Here is a 20,076-nt window from a genome sequence, read left to right as displayed (position 1 = left end):
CATGACAACGGCTCTCACGGGGACGCAGGTCCGTCCCCTGTTCGCCGCATAACGCTTAATCAGTTTTACCGGAGAGCTTTGTGAAAGATACCGACATCGCAAATGAAAACGCTGACGATATTAACAACCATGACGACATGGACGAACTCAGCGATGTAGAACGCCGCGTTGAAAAAGTAATGCAGCAACAGGAGCTTATGGCTGTTGAAAAAGCCGAGGATGAAACTCAGCAACAACAAAAGCGCCAGCGTGCAGAACTTGCCGATTACCGGACAAAAATTCTTAAAGCCGTAAAAACAGAAGCGCCCGATCTCGCTGCTCCCCTCTTTGAAAAGCTGAACGCGCTTTCTTATGAAAACCATGAGTTTGCTTCCAGGGAGGTTGTCGACCTTTTAAAGGCGCACAAGGCGCGCTTCAAGGATGAACCGGACTTCTTCGATCTGGGCATTGCTCAGCGAGAAGACCTGCTCGATCGCATCGGCTTTTATCGAGGCATTGTTGTGGACCATACGCTGAGTAATCCTGTTGAGGTGGGATTTCGGGATGTGCTGATGCGTCCTGAAGCGGGTGCAGCAGAGCATGACGACAGCGATGCGCAAATCCTGAAAGCCGCGAACGTTTTCTCTCGAAAGCCAAATTTTTCAGGGTATTTTGAAAATTACTACACCACCTCAGAGGCCATTTTCCAGACGCAGAAGAACGGCGTGACCAATCTCAATGTGTCGCTATCGGCAGCGGGTGGAGGTCTGAGCAACAGCTTTGCGCTGGGGGCCTCCCTCACATCCTATGGCCGCCAGGAAGAAAGTAAGGGCTTTGTCGGCAAAACGGTGTTCACCACCGCCAACTTCTATCTCCCTAAAATCGAGCTTTCCTTTGATCATACTGAGGTTTGCGCCAGCACGGCGTTCAGGAACGCGTGTGAAAAGGCGGTTAACGATCCGGATAAAAAACGCTCCCTTGAGACAAAGTTCAGGCAGCTTAAACGCGTACTCGATGATTTTGGTCACTTTGTGGCGCTTCAGACGCTGGTGGGCGGGCGGTTATTTGCCACCGAAAAAAAACAGTTTGAGGGAGCAGAACATAGCGCTGATTTCACGGATCGCTTTGGGGCTGGCGTAAAGGCGAGTCTCAGTAGCGTCATGGTGGATGCAGAGGCGGGCGTGCGTTACGAAAAAAGCACGCAGGAGGCAGAAAAAAACAAAAACGCCAGCGAAATGCAGACCATGACGTTCAATGCTGTAGGCGGCGAAGGCACGGTTGTGCAGGATGCGGCAGCCTGGGCGGAATCTCTCTACGATTATCGGCGCTGGGCGACGGTACAGCGTGAAAATCTGATCCCCAGCATCAGGCTGTTGCCTGAACCTCTTGCCGGGCAATGCTGGCAATTGCTGGCGCGTTTTTGTCAAAACCGAACCAAGCCCGCTCTGCTGCATGAGGAAAACGCCTGGTTTCTGTTTTGCGGCGAGTATGGCGAGAAGGCCGGTAAAAAAGCGCGCGACGTCTTTTTCAGCATCCAGAATTATGCGCATGACGCCGCCATAACGGCTAACACCATTTCTCCCAGCGAGGGCGAGCACGCGGTGCTGATTAAACCTGAAACGGTGTCTTCACAATTGTGGAGAATGACGGAGAACGGCGAGATCGTATTACGTGCAACAAACCGGAAAACGACGCACGGTAAAACCAGTGACATCTTATTCGCTTTAACCGCAGAAGTGCCCGCCGGTAGCGGCAGTCCGACCGAGGATCAGTACGCCGTCACGCTACGTCAACTTAACAAAGATGTGACGCAAACCTGGGACTATCCGGGGTCCGGTGAGCTGATATGCAGGGCGCTGGGGCCTGACTATGTTCTGGATGCTATAACGGCTGAAGAGCTGGTGTTAAGAAAACGTACCGCAGCGGGCCGTCAAAGCCGCCTGTGGTATCTGGCTGAAGTCCCGTCAAGCGTGGAGAAAAAACTGAAAGTCAGGCAGGAAGATCAGTGGGTGCAAATCTTCACGCAGAAAGAAGATGCCGTCCTGTCCGTGGTCAATGCAGAGCAGTGGGATGAAATTAACGGTAATGCGCCTTATCAGGTTGTCGCCCAGCCGAATATAGGCGGATTGCATCAGATCTGGCGTAAAGAAGAGTCGGGACGATTTGTCTCAGCCCTGCAAATTAAAATCAACAGTTCAGCTCAGCCGCTGTTGCTCTCCTCACTTAACGATTCGGATCGCTTAATTGCCTCGCCATTCAAACCCTATCTGGCACATAAGTGGAGCGTGACGGCGGCCGGAAAACTGACGCCTAAAACGGGCGCTTATGCTGATAAAACCGTCACGCTGTTCAGGCCACAAGAATATAGCGCCAGCGGCGGCGTTCTCATCCTGAGCAATAGTGAAAGCAAAGCAGACCAGCAGCTCATCATACGCGCTGTTTCAGACCCGTATGAAAAGCCAAAGACATTTATGGTCAGTAGCCACAGAGAGACAGAGGAAAAGTGCCCTATTCATTATGTGGAAGAAACGCCGTTGCGGGTTACCGGAGCGATCACCGGCATTGAGTTGTTCCTCAATCACACACAAAATTCGTCCAAAGAGTATGCGCTGCGCCTGAGGGTATTCTGCGCGGGTGAAGGGAATAAAGAAGATATCGTCCATCATGGCGGCTACCCCTCTGAAAATCTTTCACCGCTGCGCGTGGACAAAAGAAAGACGTATATCGATCCTCGCTTTCTTTATTTACCTTCTAAACCGATTTTTAGTCTCAAGCTTGATGCCAGCGACGTCTCGAATTCCGCTCGCGTCCTGACGTTGAAATACCAGCTTGAAAAAGACGGGCAATGGTATGGATTTGCAGAAAATGACGCGCCTTACGGACAAAACGCGCTGACGCCAGAGGATTTAATTGTGTCTATGGTGCCAACACGCGTCGACGCTGGCTTTACGTTGAAAGCCATCGGCATTGATTTCGCATCGGCTAATCAGGCGATTGCGCCGAAAATACTTATTGAAAAAGTTGTGTCATAACAGAAAGTAAGGAAGCATTGCCGTTATGCACGGTCACTGCATAACGGCACAAAATCGCCCTGAAAATAACGAAGATAATGTTTATGCCTAATCAGAACGACAAGAAATTAACTGAAGATGAAATTGCAGAATTAAAAAAAGAAATCAATAAAATCAAGGCAAGTTCGATTGGCAATTACCGTCTAAGGACCACGCTCGTACACAACATTGACAGGCTATTTACTATCAGTGGTTTTGATAAGCTCGTCCGGCGCTGGCATATGTCCTATCTGCCGGAACTGACCGCTACCGGCAAGATCACCATGATCAATTGCCCCTATTGCCTGAAAGACGTCACGCTAAGATCGTGCCGCATAGATCACGTTATTCCCTGGAAGATTTATGTGCGCTATCAGATTTATTTAAAAGCCATTAAAAAGGCCGATGAGTACCTGGCAGAGTTTGATGATGTGGGTGATACCATCAGTAACCAGATGACCGGAAAAGGGCAACGATATAAACTCGACGATGTGCTTCCTGAACATATTATAAAAGTTAAAGGCCTTGGCGATCTCATTAAGCGTTACTTTAACGACCGCAATAATATGCTGCTGTGTTGCAATAAGTGTAACGCAGCAAAATCAAATAAAATCATCCCTTTAAGCAGACTAAGAGCGGCAGAAAGAAAAGTCTCAGCGCCTAAAAACGCTGCGGCGGCTGAAAAAATAAAAAACATCCAGAACGTTCTCGAAGCCATGCTTAAGACTGATGTAAAATATATGAAATTTATTATCGATGGTGTTTTCGCAGCTGGCGTAAGCATAAGCAAAGCCCCGGACATCGATTATTTTGAATCAGAGGGTGAAAATAAAGAAGCGATCGGGGTTACGCTCAGAAGGATGGTGAAACGCGTAAAAGGGATCACCCCCCCCGACGAACAGTTACGCCTCCATAAACACAAGCTTTTAGACATGCCGGTCTTCCAACAGGCCGCTGAGATAAATGCCAAGAGACGCATAAAATATGATGACGACAGCGTTGAAGATGCTGAAAATAAAAGAAAATTCATAGACATTTACCTTGAGCAGGCTAATAAAATGTTTGAGGATTACAAACGCGCCTCGCTTGATTATAAAGGCGATCAGAAAGCAAACGCCGGAACAAAGCGTGATAAAACCAGCGCGGTGAGTAACGCGGCGATTCCCGTTACTCAGGATAATAAAACCGATACTGTGCTGGTCGACATGTTTGCTGACAAGAGTAAGATCCTGGAAGATTCTCACATTAAATACGCCTTAATGAATTATCAGGCCCTGAACAGCAATAAAATCACCTTTAAAGGTAAATTATGCTTTTATTGCCTTGGCATTTACGAGCCTTTTTGCTTTGAGCTTGACCACATTAATTCCGCCATTAAAAAATCAACCCCTAACGCATCCACATCAAATAAAATAAGCAGCTTCAACCAGATTGATAACATCATTCCCGTCTGTAAAATTTGCAATACCAAAAAAGGGGTGAAAATATTGGATAAAACCTTACTGGCGTCTTTTTTAAAGCAGCGCCAGACTGAGGGGGAATATCATTTCGGTGTAGAGCATGCGTTTGAAAATGATAAAAAGCGTTTTTACACCGTAGAGGCCGTTGATGAAATAAGGCAGGAATTGTTATTACCCTAATGAATTTGCGGTTAAGACAGCCGCTAATCCGCGCGCCCGGCCCCACCGCATCCTGAATTGCCGCCCGGCAACAAAATCATTACACTGACGCAGAACTCAACGGGGTGCTAATAAACATACACAAAATCATTCGGGTTGCGTCAAGGCGGCAAGCGAGTGAATCCCAGGAGCATAGATAACTATGTGACTGGGGTGAGCGAGCGCAGCCAACGCAGAAGCAGCGCGAAAGATGACGTGTATGGGCTGAGAAAATACCCGTCGAACCTGATCCGGATAACGCCGGCGAAGGGATTTGAGGCTACCGCTCAAAATCCTTTGCCACTCTCTTTTCATTGAGGTGCAAAGTGTTAAAAAAATGTCTGCCGTTCCTGCTGCTTCTCGCCGCGCCCGCTTTTGCCAAACCTGTTCTCACCGTCTACACCTACGACTCTTTCGCCGCCGACTGGGGCCCTGGTCCTGCGGTCAAAAAAGCCTTTGAAGCCGACTGCAACTGCGAGCTGAAACTGGTGGCGCTGGAAGATGGCGTATCCCTGCTCAACCGTCTGCGGATGGAAGGCAAAAACAGCAAAGCCGACGTGGTGCTGGGCCTGGATAACAACCTGCTGGAAGCCGCCACGCAAACCAAACTGTTCGCCAAAAGCGGCGTGGCAAACGACGCCGTGACCGTGCCGGGTGGCTGGAACAACGACACCTTCGTACCGTTTGATTACGGCTATTTCGCCTTCGTCTACGACAAAAACAAACTGAAAAATCCGCCGAAGAGCCTGAAAGAGCTGGTTGAAAGCGATGAGAAATGGCGCGTGATCTATCAGGACCCACGCACCAGCACGCCGGGCCTCGGCCTGCTGCTGTGGATGCAGAAAGTCTACGGCGACAAAGCACCGGAAGCCTGGCAAAAACTGGCGGCGAAAACCGTCACCGTCACCAAAGGCTGGAGCGAAGCCTACGGTCTGTTCCTGAAAGGGGAAAGCGACCTGGTACTGAGCTACACCACCTCTCCGGCGTATCACATCGTTGAAGAGAAAAAAGAGAACTACGCCGCCGCCGGATTTGCCGAAGGCCACTATTTGCAGGTGGAAGTCGCTGCCCGCACCGCTGCCAGCAAACAGCCGGAACTGGCTGAAAAATTCCTTAAATTCATGGTCACCCCGGCGTTCCAGAACACCATTGCTACCGGCAACTGGATGTATCCGGTCACTAATGTGACGCTGCCTGCCGGTTTTGACGGGCTGGTGAAACCACAAACCACGCTGCAATTCACCCCGCAGGATGTGGCCACGTCGCGCGCTAACTGGATCACCGAATGGCAACGCGCCGTCAGCCGTTAATCCCCGGCTGGCTGGTGCCAGGACTTGCCGCCGCCACGCTGCTGGTGGCGGTCGCGCTGGCGGCCTTTTTTGCCCTGTGGCGCAGCGCCCCGGTAACGGATGTCGCCGCGCTCTGGCAGGACAGCTATCTCTGGCACGTCGTGCGCTTCTCTTTCTGGCAGGCGTTTCTTTCGGCTTTTCTCTCCGTCGTCCCGGCGATTTTTCTCGCCCGCGCCCTCTATCGCCGCCACTTTCCCGGACGGCTGGCGCTGCTGCGCCTGTGCGCGATGACGCTGATCCTGCCGGTGCTGGTGGCGGTGTTTGGCATTCTCAGCGTCTATGGACGCCAGGGCTGGCTGGCGCAAATTTTCGGTGCGTCATGGACATTCTCGCCCTACGGCTTGCAGGGCATCCTGCTGGCGCACGTCTTTTTTAATCTGCCGATGGCAACCCGCCTGCTGCTCCAGGCGCTGGAGCAGATCCCCGGCGAACAACGCCAGCTTGCCGCCCAGCTTGGGATGCGCGGCTGGGCGTTCTTCCGCTTTGTCGAATGGCCGTGGTTACGGCGGCAAATTCCGCCCGTCGCGGCGCTGATTTTCATGCTCTGTTTCGCCAGCTTCGCTACCGTGCTCTCGCTCGGCGGCGGGCCACAGGCGACCACTATTGAGCTGGCGATTTACCAGGCCCTGAGTTATGACTTCGAACCGGGCCGCGCCGCGCTGCTGGCGCTGGTGCAGATGATCTGCTGTCTGGCGCTGGTGCTGTTAAGCCAGCGTCTGAGCAAAGCCATTGCCATCGGCAACAACCAGATCCACGGCTGGCGCGATCCGCAGGACAGCCTGTTCAGTCGCGTGACCGATACCGCGCTGATCGTGCTGGCCCTGCTGTTGCTGTTGCCACCGCTGGTCGCGGTGATCGCAGGTGGTATCAACCGCAGCCTGTTCGACGTGCTGGCCCAGCCGGTGCTGTGGCAGGCGGTGTGGACCTCGCTGCGCATCGCCATCTGCGCCGGGCTGCTGAGCGTGATCCTCACGATGATGCTGCTGTGGAGCAGCCGCGAACTGCGCGCCCGGCAAAAACCGCTCGCCGGGCAAACGCTGGAGCTGTCCGGCATGTTGATCCTGGCGATGCCCGGCATCGTGCTGGCGACTGGCTTCTTTTTACTGCTCAATGAAGCCACCGGCCTGCCGGAATCCGCCGACGGCATCGTGATTTTCACCAACGCGCTGATGGCTATTCCCTACGCCCTGAAAGTGCTGGAAAACCCGATGCGCGACGTGGCCGCGCGCTATACCCTGCTGTGCCAGTCGCTCGGCATGGAAGGGCTGACACGTTTACGGGTGGTGGAGCTGCGGGCGCTAAAAATCCCGCTGGCGCAGGCGCTGGCCTTTGCCTGCGTGCTGTCGATTGGTGATTTTGGTGTGGTGGCGCTGTTTGGCAACGACGACTTCCGCACCCTGCCGTTTTACCTTTACCAGCAAATCGGCGCGTATCGCAGCCAGGACGGGGCGGTCACCGCGCTGATCCTGCTTATGCTCTGTTTTGTACTGTTTACCGTTATCGAAAAACTTCCGGGCCGCCATGTTAAGACTGATTGATATCACCTGGCTTTATCAGCATCTGCCGATGCGCTTTTCGCTCTCCATTCAGCAGGGCGAACAGGTCGCGGTGCTCGGGCCAAGCGGCGCGGGCAAAAGCACGCTGCTGAATCTGATTGCCGGATTTTTACGCCCGGCAAGCGGCACGCTGATGATTGAAAGCCACGAGCACACTTACACCCCGCCGTCGCGCCGCCCGGTGTCGATGCTGTTTCAGGAAAACAATCTTTTTACCCATCTGACGGTGCGCCAGAACATTGGGCTGGGAATGGACCCAGGCCTGAAGCTGAGCGCTGCCCAGCGCGATAAGCTGGCCACCATCGCCGCCCAGATGGGCCTTGAAGCGCTGCTGGACCGGCGGCCCGACCAGCTTTCCGGCGGCCAGCGTCAGCGTGTCGCCCTGGCGCGCTGTCTGGTGCGCGAACAGCCGGTCCTGCTGCTGGACGAACCCTTCTCCGCCCTCGATCCGGCGCTGCGCCAGGAGATGCTGCTGCTGGTGAAAGAGGTGTGTCAGCGCCAGCAACTGACACTGTTGATGGTGTCGCACAGCGTGGAAGACGCCCTGCGGATCGCGCCGCGCGCACTGGTGATCGCCGACGGGCGCATCGCGTGGGATGGCAGTACCCAGGAGCTGGCGAGCGGTCGCTCACCGGTGTCGGGGTTGCTGGGGATTTCGGCGGAGTAGCCCCTAACCCTCACCCTAACCCTCTCCCTTAGGGAGAGGGGACAGATCGAGCACGGACTTGCTTTTCCCCCTCTCCCTCAGGGAGAGGGCCGGGGTGAGGGTGATCTAACGTCAGTGACCACTCACTACCTTCCCAAGGATCTCCAGATACACCGGCATCAGCGGATGCCGAATCACCACCGTACAGGCCACTGCTGCCACGCCGAGCACCAGCGGCGCGAGCCAAATCAGCCGTGTGCGCGGCAGATACTGCGCCAGCCGGTCGCTGCCCGCTTTATTGCTGCGCCACAGCCGCCAGCACAACCAGACCGCTACCCACAGCAATAACGCCGCCGCCAGCAACAGCCATTTAAAGCCGCCGCTTTGCTCATCCGCCGGAATATCAATCGCCGCGCCCGCCAGAATGCCGGGTAAAAAGTAGAACGGCGGCCAGAACAGGCAGCCGATAATGTTTGGCAGAATAAACTTCGATACCGGCAGATCCAGCATCCCGGCCACCATCGGCACCAGCGGGCGCGTGGGGCCGACAAAACGCCCGACCAGAATCGTGAACATGCTGTGCTGATGCAGTGCATGCTCGGTTTTATCCAGCAGGGCTTTGTTTTTCTTCATGAATGACCAGCGATGCAGCGGCTTTTTAAAGCGCCATCCCAGCCAGAACGAAATCCAGTCCCCCAGCAGACAACCAATAATGCCCGCCAGCCACGCGTACCAGAAATTGACCTCGCCGCTGCCGATCAGCGCCCCTAACCCCGCCATCATTACCGTGCCGGGCAGGATCAAACCGACGAGTGCCAGCGACTCAAGAAAAGCCACCAGCGCGATGGCGACCAGCGTGTATGTTGCCGACTGCGTAATAAAATGTTCCAGAAATGCCTGCATAGCCTGCCCGATAGTATGATCCAGTGAATAGTTTACTGTTTAAGTCAGACCACCGGGCGGCTCTTTTCGTTTCATTTACCTTTTATTCACAACCTGCACGAAATTCACTCGGGCTGGCACCGGTGCATTTCTTAAATACGCGGGAGAAATAGAGCTGATCTTCAAAGCCGACGTTGCGCCCGACGCTGGCAATCGGCATCCGCGTGGTGCTCAGCAGCAGTTTTGCCTGGCTGATGCGCTGATCTTCACGCCAGCTCAACACGCTGACGCCAAGCTGCTGGCGAAACAGATGCGACAGACGCGACGGCGAAAGGCAGACGTGCTGCGCCACGCCCGCGATGTCGAAATGGTTATCGGCGAGGTGATCGCTGATGTACTGGCAGGCGTCACGCACGCGGTTATCCAGCGGCGGATGCAGCGATTCATTGATGGCATCCATACGGCGCAGCAAAACCTGCTCAAGAAGATTGATCGCCAGCAGTTCCGTGTAGCGTCCGGCACTCTGCCCGGCGCTGATAATCTGGTCGAATAACTCGCCGAACACCGCCTGATGCCCTTCGTCCGGGCGGAAAAAACCGGTCTGCGCAAAAATCGTCGGCCAGGCCAGCCACTCATGCCAGTAGGCGCGCGGGCGGAAATAAACCCACTGGTGATACCATTCGCGGGCATCCGGGTGGCGGCCATAGTGGTGAATTTCCCCCGGCGGGAAGAGCAGAATATCGCCGGGGCGACAGGTGAACTGTTTGCCGTTGTTATTAACAATCCCCTCCCCGCGCACCGTCAGATTGAGGATGTAGCCCTTCATGCCGAGTGGTCGATCGACAAAAAAATCGAGATAACCGTCGGCCTCAATCGGTGTCAGTCCCGCCACTAAATGTGCATTAAAAGAGTAACCTGGCAGCAAGGGATCACTTTGCGATTCAGCCATAAACGCCGTACTCCTGAGAGGGGTTAAGGAAACAAATTGTCCATATTGTGATTCACGTCATTACCCTGCCCTTTTCCCGCACGTGCCTGAGCGCGCACGGACTTTCAACCCCGCCTGATAAAAGCACTTTACCCGGTTTTCGTTTCGCCATGCAGGTTGAAATGGGCTAACAGAAGTGTCTATAAAGCTGGCAGAAATGTCCACATTGAATATTTGCTGTTAGTCACACTTTCCATTGCCATAGCATTTTCGTCCATAAGATTAGCGGATCCTGCCTGACCGTTTTATGCACCTGTCACTAATGTTTCTCCATACGATCAATTCTGATGGAGTAACAGGATGGCAATTGCAATTGGCCTCGATTTTGGCAGCGATTCGGTGCGTGCCCTGGCGGTGGATTGTGCAAGCGGCGAAGAGATCGCCACAAGCGTTGAATGGTACCCGCGCTGGCAGGAAGGGCGCTATTGCGACGCGCCGAATAACCAGTTCCGCCATCATCCGCGTGATTATATTGAGTCGATGGAAGCCGCGGTGAAAAGCGTGCTGGCGCAACTGAGTGACGCGCAGCGCCAGCAGGTGAGTGGCATCGGCGTGGACAGCACCGGCTCAACGCCTGCCCCGGTAGATGCCGAAGGGCGCGTGCTGGCCCTGCGCCCGGAGTTCGCCGACAACCCGAACGCCATGTTCGTGCTGTGGAAAGATCACACCGCAGTGGAAGAAGCCGAAGAGATCACCCGCCTGTGCCATGCCGCCGGGAAGGTCGATTATTCGCGTTACATCGGCGGGATTTATTCCAGCGAGTGGTTCTGGGCAAAAATTCTGCATGTCACCCGCCAGGATGAAGCGGTCGCGCAAGCGGCGGCATCGTGGATTGAATTGTGCGACTGGGTTCCGGCGCTGTTATCCGACACCACCCGTCCGCAGGCGATTCGCCGTGGCCGCTGTAGCGCCGGGCATAAATCGCTGTGGCATGAAAGCTGGGGCGGTCTGCCGCCTGCCAGCTTCTTCGATGAGCTGGACCCGCTTCTCAATAAACATCTCGCTTACCCGATGTTTACCGACACCTATACCGCCGATCTGCCGGTTGGCAATCTCAGCGCGGAGTGGGCGCAACGCCTCGGCCTGTCGCAAAACGTGGTGATTTCCGGCGGCGCGTTTGACTGCCATATGGGTGCCGTCGGCGCGGGCGCACAGCCGAACACGCTGGTGAAAGTGATCGGCACCTCCACCTGCGACATTCTGATTGCCGACAAGCCAAGCGTGGGCGATCGCGCGGTCAAGGGCATTTGCGGCCAGGTCGACGGCAGCGTGGTGCCGGATTTCATCGGCCTTGAAGCCGGACAATCCGCGTTTGGTGATATCTACGCCTGGTTTGGCCGCATTCTCGGCTGGCCGCTGGAGCAACTCGCCCTGCAACACCCGGAACTGAAAACGCAGATCGCCGCCAGCCAGAAACAACTGCTGCCTGCTCTGACCCAGGCGTGGGCGGATAACCCGTCGCTCGATCACCTGCCTGTCATTCTCGACTGGTTCAACGGTCGCCGCACGCCGAACGCCAACCAGCGTCTGAAAGGCGTGATCACCGATCTGAATCTCGCCACCGATGCGCCGGTGCTGTTCGGCGGGCTGATTGCCGCCACCGCCTTTGGCGCACGCGCCATTATGGAATGCTTCACCGAACAGGGTATCGACGTGGATAACGTGATGGCGCTCGGCGGCATTGCGCGTAAAAACCCGGTGATTATGCAGGCCTGCTGCGATGTGCTGAACCGTCCGCTGCAAATTGTCGCTTCCGATCAGTGCTGTGCGCTCGGCGCGGCGATTTTTGCCGCCGTTGCCGCAGGCGATCACCCGGATATTCCGGCCGCGCAAAACGCCATGGCCAGCCGCATCGAAAGCACGCTGCAACCGAACCCGTCTCAGGCACAGCGTTTTGAACACCTCTATCGCCGCTACCAGCGCTGGGCATTAAGCGCTGAGCAACATTATCTCCCTTCAAAGCCCCTTACCTCGCAGGCGGCTCTGACCCATTAAGGACACGATAAATGACAATTTTCGATAATTACGAAGTCTGGTTTGTGATTGGCAGTCAGCATCTGTATGGCCCGGAAGCCCTGCGCCAGGTGACGCAGCACGCCGAACAGGTGGTGAACTCGCTGAACAGCGAAGCCAAACTGCCGTGCAAAATGGTGCTCAAACCGCTCGGCACCTCGCCGGATGAAATCACCGCCATTTGCCGTGACGCCAATTACGACGACAAATGCGCCGGTCTGGTGGTGTGGCTGCACACCTTCTCCCCGGCCAAAATGTGGATCAACGGCCTGACCATCCTCAATAAACCGCTGCTGCAATTCCATACCCAGTTCAATGCTTCGCTGCCGTGGGACAGCATTGATATGGACTTTATGAACCTGAACCAGACCGCGCACGGCGGCCGTGAGTTCGGCTTTATCGGCGCGCGGATGCGTCAGCAGCACAGCGTGGTAACCGGACACTGGCAGGATCAGAAAGCACACCAGCGCATCGGCGCGTGGATGCGCCACGCGGTGTCCAAACAGGATACCCGCCATCTGAAAGTGTGCCGCTTTGGCGACAACATGCGCGAAGTGGCGGTGACCGACGGCGATAAAGTCGCGGCACAAATCAAATTCGGCTTCTCGGTTAACACCTGGGCGGTGGGCGATCTGGTGCAGGTGGTGAACAGCATCAGCGACGGCGACGTGAGCGCGCTGGTGGATGAGTACGAAAGCAGCTACCGCCTGACGGCAGCGGCACAGGTCAACGGCGATAAACGCCAGAACGTGATCGACGCGGCACGTATCGAGCTGGGCATGAAGCGCTTCCTCGAACAGGGTGGCTTCCATGCGTTTACCACCACCTTTGAAGATCTGCACGGCCTGAAACAGCTTCCTGGCCTCGCGGTACAGCGTCTGATGCAGCAGGGCTACGGCTTTGCGGGCGAAGGCGACTGGAAAACCGCCGCTCTGCTTCGCATCATGAAAGTGATGTCTACAGGTCTCTCCGGCGGCACCTCGTTTATGGAGGATTACACCTATCACTTTGAGGAAGGCAACGATCTGGTGCTCGGCTCGCACATGCTGGAAGTGTGCCCGACCATTGCGCTGGATGAGAAACCGATCCTCGACGTGCAGTACCTCGGCATTGGCGGCAAAGCCGATCCCGCCCGTCTGATTTTCTCCACCAAAACCGGTCCGGCGATCAACGCCAGCCTGATCGATCTGGGGGATCGCTTCCGCCTGCTGGTGAACTGCGTGAACGCCGTCGAAGCGCCGCATCAGTTGCCGAAGCTGCCGGTCGCCAACGCCCTGTGGAAAGCCCAGCCGGATCTGGCGACGGCTTCCGAAGCCTGGATCATCGCCGGTGGCGCGCACCACACCGTGTTCAGCCATGCGCTGGATCTCGGCGATATGCGCCAGTTCGCAGAGTTGCACGATATTGAGATCGCGGTGATCGACAACGACACCCGCCTGCCTGCGTTCAAAGACGCGCTGCGCTGGAATGAAGTGTATTACGGGTCAAAACGTTAACAGGGGGTTTTCCCCTCACCCTAACCCTCTCCCACAGGGAGAGGGGACAGATCGAGCGCGGGCTGGCCTTTCCCCCTCTCCCCAGGGGAGAGGGTCGGGGTGAGGGGTCCTCAAAACGGTGGAGTACAACATGCTAGAAGATCTCAAACGCCAGGTACTTGAAGCCAACCTGGCCCTGCCAAAACACAACCTGGTGACGCTTACCTGGGGTAACGTCAGCGCTGTCGATCGCGAGCAGGGCGTGTTCATCATCAAACCTTCGGGCGTGGATTACAGCGTCATGACCGCCGACGACATGGTGGTGGTCAGCATTGAAACCGGTGAAGTGGTAGAAGGCACCAAAAAGCCCTCTTCCGATACACCAACGCACCGCCTGCTTTACCAGGCGTTTCCGTCGGTCGGCGGCATCGTGCATACCCACTCACGCCACGCCACCATCTGGGCGCAGGCGGGGAAATCGATCCCGGCCACCGGCACCACCCATGCGGATTATTTCTACGGCCCGGTTCCCTGCACCCGCAAAATGAGCGACGCAGAGATCAACGGCGAATACGAATGGGAAACCGGCAATGTGATTGTCGAAACCTTTAACACCCGTGGAATAGACGCGGCACAAATGCCCGGCGTTCTGGTGCACTCCCACGGCCCCTTTGCCTGGGGTAAAGACGCCTCCGATGCGGTGCACAACGCCATCGTGCTGGAAGAAATCGCTTATATGGGGATTTTCACCCGCCAGCTCAGCCCGGAATTACCGGACATGCAACAAACGCTACTGGATAAACATTATCTGCGTAAGCACGGGGCGAAAGCGTATTACGGGCAGTAAACCCCCTGACCCTCACCCTGGCCCTCTCCCTGAGGGAGAGGGAATAGATCGAGTGCGGCCTGCCCTTCCCCCTCTCCCCTGGGGAGAGGGCCGGGGTGAGGGGCCAGCACTGTACAAAACCCCAGCACCTCATCTGAAACCAGGCTATAATCACGCCTGGTTTTTATTTGTGAGATCAGGCTGTGGCGCAGGCGCGAGAAGGTTTTTTACTGACCCGAAACTGGCGGGATACACCCCAGGGTACTGAGGTGGAATTCTGGCTGGCGACGGATACCGGTCCGCTGCATGTGGTATTGCCGCCGCAGGAGTCTGTGGCGTTTATTCCCTCGGCACAGGTTGCCGACGCGCAGCGCCTGCTGACGGGTGGAAGCCAGTACCGCCTCACGCCGCTTCAACTCAAAGATTTCCACCGCGAACCGGTGCACGGCCTTTATTGCCGGGCGCATCGCCAGCTCATGCGTTACCACAAACTGCTGCGTGAAGGTGGCGTCACGGTGTATGAGGCCGATATCCGCCCGCCGGAGCGCTTTTTGATGGAGCGTTTTATTACCGCGCCCGTCTGGGTGGATGGCGAGGCGCACAACGGCTCGCTGATTAACGCACGCTTAAAACCGCACCCGGATTACCGCCCGCCGCTGAAATGGGTGTCGCTGGATATCGAAACCACCCGCCACGGCGAGCTGTACTGCATCGGGCTTGAGGGCTGCGGCCAGCGCACGGTGTATATGCTCGGCCCGGAAAATGGCGATGCCTCAACGCTTGATTTCGAACTGGTGTACGTCAACAGCCGCCCGCAGCTTATCGAAAAACTCAACGCCTGGTTTGCCACCCACGATCCCGATGTGCTGATTGGCTGGAACGTGGTGCAGTTCGATCTGCGGATGCTGCAAAAACTCGCCGAGCGTTACGGCATCCCGTTAACCCTGGGGCGCGGCAACAGCCCGCTGGAGTGGCGCGAGCACGGTTTCAAAAACGGCGTTTTCTTCGCCCAGGCGAACGGGCGACTCATCATCGACGGCATCGAAGCGCTGAAATCCGCGTTCTGGAACTTCTCCTCTTTTTCACTGGAATCGGTCTCCCAGGAACTGCTCGGCGAGGGCAAAGCGATCGATAATCCGTGGGATCGCATGGACGAAATCGACCGCCGCTTTGCCCAGGATAAGCCCGCGCTCGCTACCTATAACCTGAAAGACTGCGAGCTGGTGACGCGCATTTTCCATAAAACCGAGATCATGCCGTTTTTACTCGAACGGGCAACGGTCAACGGGTTACCGGCGGATCGCCACGGCGGATCGGTGGCCGCATTCAGCCACCTTTATATACCCCGGATGCATCGCGCAGGCTATGTCGCCCCCAATCTCGGTGACGTGCCGCCGCAGGCCAGCCCCGGCGGGTATGTAATGGACTCCCGGCCTGGTCTTTATGATTCGGTGCTGGTGCTCGATTACAAAAGTCTGTATCCGTCGATTATCCGCACCTTTCTTATCGATCCGGTCGGGCTGATAGAAGGCCTGGCGCAGCCGGATGAGACCCACAGCACCGAAGGCTTTTTAGGCGCGCGCTTCTCCCGCGAAACGCACTGCCTGCCGGGGATCATCGGGCAGATCTGGCACGGGCGCGATGAAGCCAAACGCCACCACAATAAGCCACTCTCGCAGGCGCTGAAGATCATCATGAACTCGTTTTATGGCGTGCTCGGCACCAGCGCCTGCCGCTTCTTCGATCCGCGTCTCGCCTCGTCGATCACCATGCGCGGGCATGAGATCATGCGTCAGACCAAAACGCTGATTGAAGCCGAAGGTTTTGATGTGATCTATGGCGATACCGACTCCACCTTCGTCTGGCTGAAAGGCGCGCACAGCGAAGAGGACGCCGCGCGAACGGGCAATAAACTGGTGGCGCAGGTGAACGCCTGGTGGCAGTCGCATCTGCAACAGGCGGGCTTAACCAGCACGCTGGAACTGGAGTTTGAAACCCATTTCAAACGCTTTCTGATGCCGACCATTCGCGGGGCGGATACCGGCAGCAAGAAGCGCTACGCCGGACTGATTCAGGAGGGCGACAGCCAGCGGATGGTGTTTAAGGGACTGGAAACGGTACGCACCGACTGGACGCCGCTGGCGCAGCAGTTTCAGCAGTCGCTCTATTTGCGGATTTTCCGCAACGAGCCCTATCAGGATTACATCCGCGACACCATCGCCAGACTGATGGCCGGGGAGTTAGATGACCAGTTGATTTACCGCAAGCGGCTGCGTCGTCCGCTGGCGGAGTACCAGCGCAATGTGCCGCCGCACGTCCGCGCCGCGCGCCTTGCCGATGAGGAAAACCAAAAGCTGGGCCGGGCGTTGCAGTACCAGAATCGCGGCACCATTAAGTACGTCTGGACCACCAACGGCCCGGAACCCGTCGCCTATCAGCGCTCGCCGCTCGATTACGATCACTACCTCACGAAGCAACTCCAGCCGGTTGCGGAGGGGATCCTGCCGTTCATGCAGGATGATTTTGCTACACTTGTCACAGGACAGATGGGACTCTTTTAAGAGTGAACGAGGAAAGCCAACGTACCCGCGATTTGAATTATGACGAATACGTGACGAACGCTTTGCCATCCAGTACCATAGCGCCCTTCCCAATCCTGGCCCCATTTTTGAAGCGCCGTCGTACTCAGACGGTGGTCGAACTATTGCCTGCAATTAGAGATATAGAGCCGAATACTTATGCCTTTTACACTTGGTCAACGCTGGATCAGCGATACAGAAAGCGAACTGGGACTTGGAACTGTTGTCGCGATGGATGCGCGTACCGTCACTCTGCTTTTCTCCTCTACCGGGGAAAACCGTCTGTATGCCCGCAGCGATTCGCCAGTCACCCGCGTGATGTTCAATCCAGGCGATACGGTCACCAGCCACGAAGGTTGGGAACTGCATGTTGATGAAGTAAAAGAACAAAATGGTCTGCTCACCTATATCGGTTCCCGCCCTGACACCGGGGAAACGGGCGTGGTGCTGCGTGAAGTGCTGCTCGACAGCAAGCTGGTGTTCAGCAAACCGCAGGACCGCCTGTTCGCCGGGCAGATCGACCGTATGGATCGCTTCTCCCTGCGCTACCGTGCGCGTAAATATCAGAGCGAACAGTACCGGATGCCGTGGAGCGGCCTGCGCGGTCAGCGCACCAGCCTGATCCCGCATCAGTTGCACATCGCCCACGATGTGGGTCGCCGCCACGCGCCGCGCGTGCTGCTGGCCGATGAAGTGGGCCTCGGTAAAACCATCGAAGCGGGCATGATCCTGCATCAACAACTGCTTTCCGGCGCGGCTGAACGCGTGCTGATCGTGGTGCCGGAAACTCTGCAACATCAGTGGCTGGTCGAAATGCTGCGCCGCTTTAACCTGCGCTTCGCGCTGTTTGACGATGAGCGCTACGCCGAAGCTCAGCACGACGCCGACAACCCGTTTGAAACCGAACAACTGGTGATTTGCTCGCTGGACTTCGTGCGCCGCAGCAAGCAACGTCTGGAGCACCTGTGCGACGCCGAGTGGGACATCATGGTGGTCGACGAAGCGCACCATCTGGTGTGGAGCGAAGACGCGCCGAGCCGCGAATATCAGGCCATTGAACAACTGGCCGAGCGCGTGCCGGGCATTCTGCTGCTGACCGCGACCCCGGAACAACTGGGGCTGGAGAGCCACTTCGCGCGTCTGCGCCTGCTTGATCCGAACCGCTTCCACGATTTTGCGCAGTTCGTTGAAGAACAGCACAATTACCGCCCGGTGGCGGACGCGGTCGCCATGCTGCTGGCAGGCAAACATCTCTCCGACAGCGAACTCAATACGCTGGGCGATCTGATTGGCGAGCAGGATATCGAACCGCTGCTGCAAACCGCGAACAGCGACCGCGACGGCGCGGAATCTGCCCGTCAGGAGCTGATTTCCATGCTGATGGACCGCCACGGCACCAGCCGCGTGCTGTTCCGTAACACCCGTACCGGCGTGAAAGGCTTCCCGAAACGCGAGCTGCACACTATCAAACTGCCGCTGCCGATGCAGTATCAGACGGCAATTAAAGTCTCCGGCATCATGGGCGCGCGCAAAAGCGCGGAAGAACGCGCCCGCGACATGCTCTACCCGGAGCAGATTTATCAGGAATTTGAAGGCGATACCGGCACCTGGTGGAACTTCGACCCGCGCGTTGAGTGGCTGATGGGCTATCTCACCAGCCACCGCTCGCAGAAAGTGCTGGTGATCTGCGCCAAAGCCGCCACCGCCCTGCAACTGGAGCAGGTGCTGCGCGAGCGCGAAGGCATCCGTGCGGCGGTGTTCCACGAAGGCATGTCGATTATCGAACGCGACCGCGCGGCGGCCTGGTTCGGCGAAGAAGACAGCGGCGCGCAGGTGCTGCTGTGCTCGGAAATCGGTTCTGAAGGGCGTAACTTCCAGTTCGCCAGCAACCTGGTGATGTTTGACCTGCCGTTCAACCCTGATCTGCTGGAGCAGCGTATCGGTCGTCTGGATCGTATCGGTCAGGCGCACGACATCCAGATCCACGTCCCGTTCCTGGAGAAAACCGCCCAGTCCGTGCTGGTGCGCTGGTTCCACGAAGGGCTGGACGCGTTCGAGCACACCTGCCCGACCGGGCGCGCGATCTACGACAGCGTGTATAACGATCTGATCGGCTTCCTCGCGGCCCCGGAAAATACTGACGGCTTTGACGATCTGATCAAACGCTGCCGCGAACAGCACGACGCGCTGAAAGCCCAGCTTGAGCAGGGCCGCGACCGTCTGCTGGAGATCCACTCCAACGGCGGCGAAAAAGCGCAGGCGCTTGCAGAAAGCATTGAAGAGCAGGATGACGACACGGCGCTGATTAGCTTTGCCATGAACCTGTTCGATATCGTCGGCATTAACCAGGACGATCGTGGCGAGAACATGATCGTGCTGACCCCGTCCGATCACATGCTGGTGCCGGATTTCCCTGGCCTGCCGGAAGATGGCTGCACCATCACCTTTGAGCGTGACGTGGCCCTTTCGCGTGAAGATGCGCAGTTTGTTACCTGGGAACATCCGCTGATCCGCAACGGTCTGGATCTGATCCTCTCCGGCGACACCGGCAGCAGCACGATTTCCCTGTTGAAAAACAAAGCCTTGCCGGTCGGCACCCTGTTACTTGAACTGATTTATGTGGTTGAAGCGCAGGCACCGAAGCAGTTGCAGTTGAACCGCTTCCTGCCCGCCACGCCGGTGCGCATGCTGCTGGATAAAAACGGCAACAACCTCGCCGCCCAGGTGGAGTTTGAAACCTTCAACCGCCAGCTCAGCGCGGTGAACCGTCATACCGGTAGCAAGCTGGTCAACGCCGTGCAGCCTGACGTGCATGCCATTTTGCAGCAGGGCGAAGGACAGATCGAAAAAGCGGCGAAAGCGCTTATTGAGACCGCGCGCAATGAAGCCGATGAGAAATTGTCGGCGGAACTGTCGCGTCTGGAAGCGCTCAGAGCGGTGAACCCGAACATCCGTGATGACGAACTGTCAGCCATTGAGAGCAATCGCCAGCAGGTGATGGAAAGCCTGGCGCAGGCGGGCTGGCGTCTTGATGCCCTGCGTTTGATCGTTGTGACGCATCAGTAACCGGAGCAG

Annotated in this window: 12 protein-coding genes and 1 riboswitch; of the genes, 10 read left to right on the top strand and 2 right to left on the bottom strand. The window is 56.6% G+C overall.

Going from position 1 to position 20,076, the window contains the following annotated elements:
• Positions 1-80 precede the first annotated feature (80 nt).
• The 5 genes from BM373_RS12690 (at position 81) to thiQ (ending at position 8,259) form a co-directional block, all read left to right on the top strand.
• Positions 81-3,011, top strand: coding sequence for a hypothetical protein (locus BM373_RS12690; RefSeq protein ID WP_090461942.1), 2,931 nt, complete (start codon positions 81-83; stop codon positions 3,009-3,011).
• Positions 3,012-3,094: 83 nt separating this feature from the next.
• Positions 3,095-4,669 (top strand): HNH endonuclease signature motif containing protein, encoded by a 1,575-nt coding sequence (locus BM373_RS12685; protein WP_143102659.1) that lies wholly within the window; start codon positions 3,095-3,097, stop codon positions 4,667-4,669.
• Between the two features lie 90 nt (positions 4,670-4,759).
• Positions 4,760-4,978, top strand: a riboswitch (TPP riboswitch).
• Between the two features lie 35 nt (positions 4,979-5,013).
• A complete protein-coding gene (gene thiB / locus BM373_RS12680; protein ID WP_090461938.1) occupies positions 5,014-5,997 on the top strand; it encodes a thiamine ABC transporter substrate binding subunit in 984 nt (327 codons plus the stop codon).
• Positions 5,973-7,574 (top strand): thiamine/thiamine pyrophosphate ABC transporter permease ThiP, encoded by a 1,602-nt coding sequence (gene thiP, locus BM373_RS12675; RefSeq protein ID WP_090461936.1) that lies wholly within the window; start codon positions 5,973-5,975, stop codon positions 7,572-7,574. Before thiB ends, thiP begins: the two co-directional genes overlap by 25 nt.
• A complete protein-coding gene (thiQ, locus tag BM373_RS12670; protein ID WP_090461934.1) occupies positions 7,558-8,259 on the top strand; it encodes a thiamine ABC transporter ATP-binding protein ThiQ in 702 nt (233 codons plus the stop codon). The genes thiP and thiQ overlap by 17 nt, the downstream gene beginning before the upstream one ends.
• Before the next feature lie 111 nt (positions 8,260-8,370).
• Here thiQ and BM373_RS12665 read toward each other — a convergent pair whose 3' ends face one another.
• Positions 8,371-9,141: a DedA family protein gene (locus tag BM373_RS12665; RefSeq protein WP_090461932.1), complete on the bottom strand. Its 771-nt coding sequence runs from the start codon at positions 9,139-9,141 to the stop codon at positions 8,371-8,373.
• Positions 9,142-9,223: 82 nt separating this feature from the next.
• Positions 9,224-10,069 (bottom strand): arabinose operon transcriptional regulator AraC, encoded by an 846-nt coding sequence (araC, locus tag BM373_RS12660; RefSeq protein ID WP_090461930.1) that lies wholly within the window; start codon positions 10,067-10,069, stop codon positions 9,224-9,226.
• Between the two features lie 339 nt (positions 10,070-10,408).
• Here araC and araB point away from each other — a divergent pair, with 339 nt between their 5' ends.
• The 5 genes from araB (at position 10,409) to rapA (ending at position 20,067) form a co-directional block, all read left to right on the top strand.
• Positions 10,409-12,103, top strand: a complete 1,695-nt coding sequence (araB, locus tag BM373_RS12655; RefSeq protein WP_090461928.1) for a ribulokinase — start codon at positions 10,409-10,411, stop codon at positions 12,101-12,103.
• 11 nt (positions 12,104-12,114) lie between these two features.
• Positions 12,115-13,617 carry an L-arabinose isomerase gene (araA, locus tag BM373_RS12650; RefSeq protein WP_090461926.1) on the top strand — a complete coding sequence of 501 codons (1,503 nt, stop codon included), beginning with the start codon at positions 12,115-12,117 and terminating at the stop codon, positions 13,615-13,617.
• Between the two features lie 130 nt (positions 13,618-13,747).
• On the top strand, positions 13,748-14,443 hold the full coding sequence (araD, locus tag BM373_RS12645) for an L-ribulose-5-phosphate 4-epimerase (RefSeq protein WP_090461924.1): 696 nt from the start codon (positions 13,748-13,750) through the stop codon (positions 14,441-14,443).
• 182 nt (positions 14,444-14,625) lie between these two features.
• The gene (polB, locus tag BM373_RS12640) at positions 14,626-16,983 is read left to right on the top strand and encodes a DNA polymerase II (RefSeq protein WP_090461922.1); all 2,358 of its coding nucleotides are present in this window, start codon (positions 14,626-14,628) and stop codon (positions 16,981-16,983) included.
• 177 nt (positions 16,984-17,160) lie between these two features.
• Entirely contained in the window at positions 17,161-20,067 is a 2,907-nt protein-coding gene (gene rapA, locus BM373_RS12635) for an RNA polymerase-associated protein RapA (RefSeq protein ID WP_090461921.1), read from the top strand.
• The last annotated feature ends 9 nt before the right edge of the window (positions 20,068-20,076 follow it).

The sequence above is a fragment of the Enterobacter sp. kpr-6 genome (genome assembly GCF_900116015.1).
GTDB lineage: Bacteria > Pseudomonadota > Gammaproteobacteria > Enterobacterales > Enterobacteriaceae > Enterobacter_D.
The sequence above is the reverse complement of the archived record's forward strand: the minus strand, read 5'-3'. Positions and strand labels throughout refer to the sequence as shown.